Raw genomic sequence first — 7,487 nt, forward strand, 5'->3', positions numbered from 1 at the left:
GCGCCGGGGGCGCGGCCGCGGGCTTGGCCGCCGGCTTTACCGGGGGCTTGCGCTGCGGGCCGGGCTTAAACCACGGCGTCTTCTCCGAAAGGCGGTAGAACTTCCCGCCGTAATCCACCTCGGTGGCAATATGGCGGATCTGCACGCCGAACAGGTCGCGCATTTCGTTTTCGTAGATGAATGCCGGCCAATACAGGCCGGTGATGCTCATGACCGGCTCCGCCTCGGCGGCCGTCAGGCGCAGGTGGTACATATGGTAATCCTTGTCGAACGTATAGCTCAGCTCGAACCCCTCCGGCACGCGGGTGCAGCAAATCTGCACCAGGCGGCAGCCGTCGTCGCGCAGGCGCTCCACACGGTCGAGCAGGTCGGCGTTCTTGATCTGGATGATCTGCTGCTTCACGGTGTCCCCTCCTTGTTTGCAAAAGGCTCCGGCGGCAGCCCGTCCTGCTCCTCCAGCTCCTCGACCTTGCCGCTTTTCAGCTTGGCCCGTTTTTCCTCCAAAATATCGAGTGCGCGCACGATGCCGTCGATGATGGCCTCCGGCCGCGCGGCGCAGCCCGGGACGTACACGTCCACGGGGATGGCCTTGTCCACGCCGCCGATCACGTTGTAGCACTCGCGGAACACGCCGCCCGAGTTTGCGCAGATGCCGACCGCGACCACGGCCTTAGGCTCGGGCATCTGGGAGTAGATCTGCCGGATGACCGGGACATTCTGCGCGTTGACCGAACCTGTGACGACAAAAATATCGGCGTGCTTCGGGTTGCCGGTGTTGACGATGCCGAAGCGCTCGACGTCATACAACGGCGTCAGGCAGGCCAGCACCTCAATATCGCACCCATTGCAGCTTGAACCGTCGTAATGGATAATCCAGGGTGATTTTTTCATAAAAGACATGCTTACTTCTCCATCCTTTCCAGCGTATTGCCCGGGGAATACCGCATGGTACCGCCCCCGGAGCCCGTCCCCCTCGCGCCCTTTATTTGATAAAGGACAGCACCAGCAGGTTTACAAAGCCGGCGACCAGGGTCACCGCCCAGGTGGAGGAAAGCACGCCCTGCCATTTGATGCGGGCGCAGCAGTTGTCGATAAATATCTCGAGCACATAGACGGCCGCGCAGGCCAGCAGGCCGAGCAGCGGGCTGAGCGGCTCGTTCCAGACGAAAAACAGGTACACAAAGCCGAGCAGGAAGATATTTTCATACCAGTGGGCGACCTCGACCATGGCAAGGGTCTTGCCGGAAAACTCGGTCACGATGCCCTTGACCAGCTCCTGATGCGCCTCGTGCGACATCGAAAGGTCGAACGGGGACTTGCGGAACTTGATCGTCAGGATATAGGCCAGGCCGATGAACACGCCGGGCAGGTAAACGATGCCGGGCAGCCTCCCGCTGACAAGGTCGGACAGGCGGAAGGTCTTAAACGCCATATAGAAGCCCATCGCGGTGAGCAGGAGCATCGGCTCGTAGGCCATGGTCTGGAGCAGCTCGCGTTCCGCGCCGATCTGGCTGTAGGGCGAATTGGACGAGTACGCCGCGACGACCAGGCACACGCTCGCCAGCGTCAGCGTGAACACGACGAGCAGGATATCGCCGCGCGTGAAGAAAAAGATCCCGCTGATGATTACGAACAGCAGAAAGCCCGCGACATAGAAGTCCTGCACCTGGTTGACCGAGACGCCCTGCTTGCTGCACAGCTTGAATACGTCGTAGAAGGGCTGCAGCAGCGGCGGCCCCTTGCGGCGCTGCATCCGCGCGGCGATCCTGCGGTCGATGCCGGCCAGCAGCCCGCCCACGACCGGCGCGAATACCAGGTAAGCGATGGCGGGCAGGATAATCTGTACGATATTAGAATACATTGATGACCCCTCCCAACAAAGCTGCAAAGATCAGGACGATGAGCACGCCGCTCAGCACCGAACCGAGCACAAGCATGCGCTTTTCGCCGAAATAGTCCTCCATATACCAGTTGCGCAGCGAGACCGGCACCGGGATATCCATGGAGCCGCGGAACGTCAGGTCGTCGCCCTGGTTCTCGCCTGCAAGGTTGACGTGCACCATCTTTTTGTTGCCGCCGCGGCCGAACGCGACGAGCGGCAGCACGACGAGCAGGATGACCATGAAGGCCATGATTATCATATTGCTGCGGCTGATGACCTCCATCGTGCCGGTATAGAGCTGGCCGAGATAGGGCGTGACCGCGCCGAAGGAGATCACCGGGAAAGCGATACAGACCAGTACCGTCGCCGCCGCGAGCCCCTTGAGGACGAACCACTCCTCCTTATGGACGGTGCGCTCGATATTGCGCTTGCCCGCGACGATCGCGGTGATCTTGCCGAGCCACTTCGTCCAGAAGAAAAAGGTCGCGGACGAGCCAAATACCAGCACGAGCATCAGCACGGCGTGGCCGGAGTCGATAAACGCCTTCATGGCCGCCCACTTGGAAATCAGCATGCCGAACGGCGCGAGGAACATCCCGCAGATGCCGATCGACATACATACCGCGAGCTGCGGCATTTCCGAGAACAGACCGTCAAAGTCCTCGATATCGCGGCTGCCGACATGGTGCTCCGCCGTACCGACGCACAGGAACATCAGGCTCTTCGCCACCGCGTGGAAAATGACCAGCATGATCGCCGTCCAGGCCGCTTCAAACGTACCGATACCGGCGCAGCACACGATCAGGCCGAGGTTGGAGATCGTCGAATAGGCGAGCACCTTTTTGCCGTTGGACTGCGATATGGCCGCAAAGGATGCAAAAAGGAAGGTCATGCCGCCCGCCATCATGGCGAGCAGGCCGGCGGAATTGTCGCCCAGCACCGGCGCGAGCTTGATGATCAGGAACACGCCCGCCTTGACCATGGTGGACGAGTGCAGCAGCGCCGAGGTCGGCGTCGGCGCGACCATCGCGCCGAGCAGCCAGCGCGAAAACGGCATCTGCGCCGCCTTGGTCAGGCCGGCAAATACGAGCAGCGCCGCGGGAAGCACGACGTCCGCGCCCGTGCGGCCGAGGAACACCATGCGTTCCAGCTCGACAAAGCCGGTCGACAGGCCGAGCGTGATGATCGCCAGGCAGAACGCCAGGCCGCCCAGCAGGTTGAGCCACAGCGCGCGGAACGAGTTGCGCTCCGCCTCCTTGGTGCGCGTGTAGCCGATCAGCAGGAAGGAACACACCGAGGTGACTTCCCAGAAGAAATACATGAACATCAGGTTGTTCGACAGAACCAGCGCAAACATCGCCGCCAGGAATATGTACATGACGAAAAAGAAGAACGGCCTGCGGTCGGCCACGTGATGGTCGTGCGCATGGAAATCCTTCATATAGCCGAGCGCATATACCGTGATGGCGCTGCCGATGACGCCGATGATCAGGAGCATGATGATCGTAAACTTATCGATCACAAAGTCGCTCCATACAAAAATTCCATGCTTGTGCGCCAGTTCAAACCATACGGTCAGAGCGGTTTGCAGCACGGACAGCAAGCCGATCCAAACGCGGTGCGCCTTGCAGCACAGGTAAAAAATTACCACGCACAGCGCGACTTCCGCAATGAGCACGGCGGTAGAAAGCCACTCGCCGCTGACGCGCAAGCGCGTTTCAGCTTGTCCGAAAAACACGATGGCCGTCACAATGGCCGCAACCGCCGTAACAGCCGCCGCCACCTTCGTTACGACCGAACGCGTGCCTTCATCTTTAATGAAAAGCTGCGCGATTGCAACGAGTGCCGGGAACCCAACCAAAAACCCGATGAACCCCAAGGTCCTTCGCCCCCTTCTTTGCGATTCTGAAAGTTGTATGAAAAATGCTACTTTAATTATACGCTTCCCACTTTCAAAACACTAGACCTTTTATCTTGCGATAGGCGGCTTGCATCTTCGGTTTTTCCTCTTTTGCAAAATCCCCCGCGCCGCTTACAAAAGAAGGTCGAATGCCCCCGCAAACCTTTCTTTTTAAAGCCCCCTTGTTAAATCATTCACACACTCACGCGGCACGCCCCCTATTGTTAAATTTCTATCAACTTCTATTTTCCTGCTGTCTTCTGGCTTTGTATACAAAAAAAGGCGGTGGAAAGCCCACCGCCCCTTGCCTTATTTAGCCATCGTCCCGGTCGTGATCATCGTCACCGTCCTGGTCGTCGTCGTCCCGGTCGTGATCACCATCATCGTCCCGATCGTCCCGGTCATCGTCGTCATCGTCCCGGTCATCGTCGTCATCGTCCCGGTCGTGATCATCATCCCGGTCATCGTCATCATCATCCCGGTCGTCGTAATCCCGTCCGTCGTCCCGGCTGTGGCCAGCCGTGGCGTTTGCGCCCTTGCCGCCGTCCGTATGGCGGACCGGGGATTTCTGACCCGCATCGCCCTTGCCGTCCTCGTCGTCGTCCTCATCCTCGTCATCGTCATCGCCGTCGTTGTCATCGTCCAGGTCGATATCCAGCTCGTCCGCGAGCGCGGCCAACTCCTTGATGGGCATCGCGGCGAGCGCCGCCCGGTCGAGCGATGGGGCGGCGGCGAGCAGGCGGCTGATCAGCCGCTGCTTGCCGGCGGATATGCCGGGGCTTGCCGGCGGGGTGTCCGCGGGCGGCGCGTCCTGGCCGCCGTCCTGTACGTATACTGCGATCCGGAGCTGCCCGGACGCGCTCTCGATATCCTGAACGATGCGCTGCTCCAGCTGGAGCCGCCGCTTTTCGCCGGTACCGCTGACGGTCACAAGCACCGCGTTGGTCTCCGCCGTCAGGTACTGCCTGCGCACCATCGAGCCGATGACCGCGTTTACCGCGGTATCCACATCGACGTGCCGCAGCTCCAGCCCCTCGAGGACGGCGGCGGCGTCCGCATTCTTCGCACGCGCCGCAAGCACACGGTCAAAGCGGTTCGTCACGATTTCTATACTCGGGTTTACGTCGATGCCGACCACCGCGTCCGCATGGAAATAGGCCAGCGTTCCGCCGCCCATGCACAGCAGCAGGCAGGCGCACAGGGCCGCGGCCGCCTGCGCCCACCGGCGCTTTGCCTGCCGGGCTGCAGCCAGCGGCAGCGGAATGGGCGGGGCGCTGCCTCCGATGGGCGCTTTTTGCAGCGCCGCAAGCAGGTCGGGGGTCTGTTTGGCGACGGCGCGCGACAGCATGGCTTCCAGTTGCCGTTTCCGGTATTTGCGCATCTTCAGTCCCCCTCCCCCAGCCGTTCCAGATGGTTTTTCAGCTTGCGCAGCGCGCGGCTGTATTTGGACAATACGGTCGCCAGCGGCAGCCCGAGCGCCGCTGCGGTCTCACGGTGCCGCAGGCCGGATACCGCGTGCAGCAGCACGACCTGCCGCTCCTCCTCCGAAAGGATGTGCAGCGCCTCCCGCAGGACGAGGGCGTCCTCGCCCCCGTCCGCCGCGGCGGGCTCCTCCCGCGCGAACAGCGCGTCGCCGAGCGGCGTTTCGCGCCCGGCCGTACGGGCGCGCATCCGCACATGGTTGCGTGCGATCGTGAAAATCCATGCGAGCGGCTTGCCCTGCGGCCGGTACAGGTGCGCGCCCGTACGGATGCTCAGATAGGTCTCCATCATAACGTCCTGCGCATCCTCGCGGTTGCGCGTGAGCGACAGCGCATAGGCGTAGACGGTGCGGTCGGTCGCGCGGTACAGCGCGTCGAACGCCGCCGCGTCCCCCTTTGCCACGCCCGCGATCCATGCTTCGCACTGGTCGGGCGGGACTGTCGTGCGGTTCCGGACGGACTCAGCCTCTACGGCCAGCAGCAATGCAAACAACGGGTTCACCCCCTGTGTATTTTTACGCCACGCGGCGTATTCCCCTTTCTGCCAGTATAACAGGGCGCTCCCCCGGTTGCAACAACACCCGCACCCGGGCGGCAAAACGCCGGGCAGGTTCCCCCGCCCGGCGCCGCGGAGCCGGTCAATCAGTCGTCGTCATCGTCATCATCGTCGTCATGGCCGTACCAGCTGTCCAGCCGGTCTTCCATATGCTCGAGGCGGTCCTCCAGGCCGTCCGCGCGCTGGTCCAGCGTGCGGTACTGCGCGGCGGTCAGCTTCCCCGCGCGATAGCTGCGCTCGATCGCGTCGTCCAGCGCGTCCAGCTCATCGTCCAGCGCGTCGATTTTGCTCAGCAGCGCGCGGTAAGCGCTGCCCTGCGCGCCCTTCACTTCCTTTTCGAGCGACGCGACGCGGGTTTCGGCCTTATCCAGCAGGGCGGCATAGTCGGCGTACTGCTGGCCGCCGGCCTGCGGCTCCTGCGCCTCATCCTTCGAAATGGTCTTGCGCTCGAGCGTGGCGCGCGCATCCTTGAGCCGCACGTCCAGCTTGCCGGCACGTTCGTTCAGCGGGTTATACTCGCGGTAGGTCAGCAGCCCGCCCCGCAGGTTGTCATTCAGCGCGCGCGACTGCGTGCGCACACTGTCGGAAAGCGCGGCCAGTTCGGCGTCCAGTTCCCGGTACTGCTTTACGCGGCCGTCATAGGTGGACGCGGGCTTGAGGTCGGCGATTTTGCGCTCCGCCGCCTTGATCTTGCTTTCCAGGGTATCAAGCTCCGCGGCCGCCTGCTGCGCCGCGGTCTGGTAACCGCTCTCGTTGGCGATGGTCTTCTTTTCCAGCGTGGCAAAGGCCTCGTCCAGGCGGGTATCCAGCCGGTCCGCGCGGTCGCGGCGCTTTGCGTACTCGTCATAGCTGATCTTGCCGTCGCGGTAATCCTGGAGGGCGGCGTCCTCCGCGCGGCCGACCGCGTCGTCCAGCGCGTCCAGCCGGTCGCTGAAGGCCGCATACTGCTTGGCGCGCCCGGTGTAATCGGAAGCGGGGCTGAGCGCCTTAATCTCCTTTTCGAGCGCCGTCATCCTGTCCTCCAGCTCGGAAAAGGTCAGTACCGTCCCGTCCTGGCCGGTGGTACGGGTAGTGAGATAGATGGTCTGCGTGGCGCTGTCCCAACGCACGTCGTTGCCGAGCGTATCGCCCAGCGCGCGCACCGGCAGATACGTCGTGCCGTTATACTGGATGGGATAGACCACGTCGCCGTTTTTGTCCAGCATGGCCTGCGTCTTCCCGTTGACCTTGACGGTCACATCCGGCCGCAGTTCCGCAGTGATCGTGTGGACGCCCGCGGCGGCCGCGCCCAGCGCCAGCAGCCCTGCGACGGAAACCGCGGCAATCGATAATTTTGTCTTTTTCATAACAAACCCTTCCTTTCGTACTGTATCCCTTTGGTTGCCCTTTCACCCTGATAATGCGGGCGGCGCGTGTTTTATTGCATGGATACGGAAAATTTTTAAAAAGATTTCCCCCGCTCCAAACAGGCGCGCCGGGATACCCTGCGAAAAGTGCCGCGCCCTGCGGCTTACCGGCTCATCCGGCGTTTTACGCCGCTGGAATATACGGGAAACCCGTTTGCGGGCGCAAAAAAGCGGGGGTTTGTAGCCCCCGCTTTTTTATCCCCCCTCCGCCGGCACGGCGCACAGCACCGCGCAGCTGCGCGGCGCGAGCGCCAGCGTCCCG

7 protein-coding genes are annotated in these 7,487 nt (G+C 62.3%); all 7 read right to left on the bottom strand.

Going from position 1 to position 7,487, the window contains the following annotated elements:
- The coding region (locus CZ203_RS06385; RefSeq protein WP_087065307.1) for an NADH-quinone oxidoreductase subunit C at nt 1-403 on the bottom strand (403 nt) is incomplete at its 3' end.
- Nucleotides 400-900, bottom strand: coding sequence for an NADH-quinone oxidoreductase subunit B family protein (locus CZ203_RS06390; RefSeq protein ID WP_087065308.1), 501 nt, complete (start codon nt 898-900; stop codon nt 400-402). The genes CZ203_RS06390 and CZ203_RS06385, both read right to left, overlap by 4 nt.
- Nucleotides 901-982: 82 nt before the next feature.
- Nucleotides 983-1,861, bottom strand: coding sequence for a respiratory chain complex I subunit 1 family protein (locus CZ203_RS06395; RefSeq protein ID WP_087065309.1), 879 nt, complete (start codon nt 1,859-1,861; stop codon nt 983-985).
- Nucleotides 1,851-3,761: an NADH-quinone oxidoreductase subunit 5 family protein gene (locus CZ203_RS06400; RefSeq protein ID WP_200809446.1), complete on the bottom strand. Its 1,911-nt coding sequence runs from the start codon at nt 3,759-3,761 to the stop codon at nt 1,851-1,853. The genes CZ203_RS06395 and CZ203_RS06400 overlap by 11 nt, the downstream gene beginning before the upstream one ends.
- A 334-nt stretch (nt 3,762-4,095) precedes the next feature.
- Nucleotides 4,096-5,163, bottom strand: coding sequence for an anti-sigma-I factor RsgI family protein (locus tag CZ203_RS14900; protein ID WP_087065310.1), 1,068 nt, complete (start codon nt 5,161-5,163; stop codon nt 4,096-4,098).
- Between the two features lie 2 nt (nt 5,164-5,165).
- The gene (locus CZ203_RS06410) at nt 5,166-5,756 is read right to left on the bottom strand and encodes an RNA polymerase sigma factor (protein ID WP_235847472.1); all 591 of its coding nucleotides are present in this window, start codon (nt 5,754-5,756) and stop codon (nt 5,166-5,168) included.
- A gap of 149 nt (nt 5,757-5,905) precedes the next feature.
- The gene (locus tag CZ203_RS06415) at nt 5,906-7,165 is read right to left on the bottom strand and encodes a stalk domain-containing protein (protein WP_087065311.1); all 1,260 of its coding nucleotides are present in this window, start codon (nt 7,163-7,165) and stop codon (nt 5,906-5,908) included.
- Between the last annotated feature and the right edge of the window lie 322 nt (nt 7,166-7,487).

It is taken from the genome of Intestinibacillus massiliensis, from assembly GCF_900155735.1.
Taxonomy (GTDB): domain Bacteria; phylum Bacillota; class Clostridia; order Oscillospirales; family Butyricicoccaceae; genus Intestinibacillus; species Intestinibacillus massiliensis.

Coding starts and splice junctions, on each gene's coding strand:
- CZ203_RS06415 (WP_087065311.1), bottom strand. CDS start 7,165: ATGAAAAAGACAAAATTATCGATTGCCGCGGTTTCCGTCGCAGGGCTG.
- CZ203_RS06395 (WP_087065309.1), bottom strand. CDS start 1,861: ATGTATTCTAATATCGTACAGATTATCCTGCCCGCCATCGCTTACCTG.
- CZ203_RS06390 (WP_087065308.1), bottom strand. CDS start 900: ATGTCTTTTATGAAAAAATCACCCTGGATTATCCATTACGACGGTTCA.
- CZ203_RS14900 (WP_087065310.1), bottom strand. CDS start 5,163: ATGCGCAAATACCGGAAACGGCAACTGGAAGCCATGCTGTCGCGCGCC.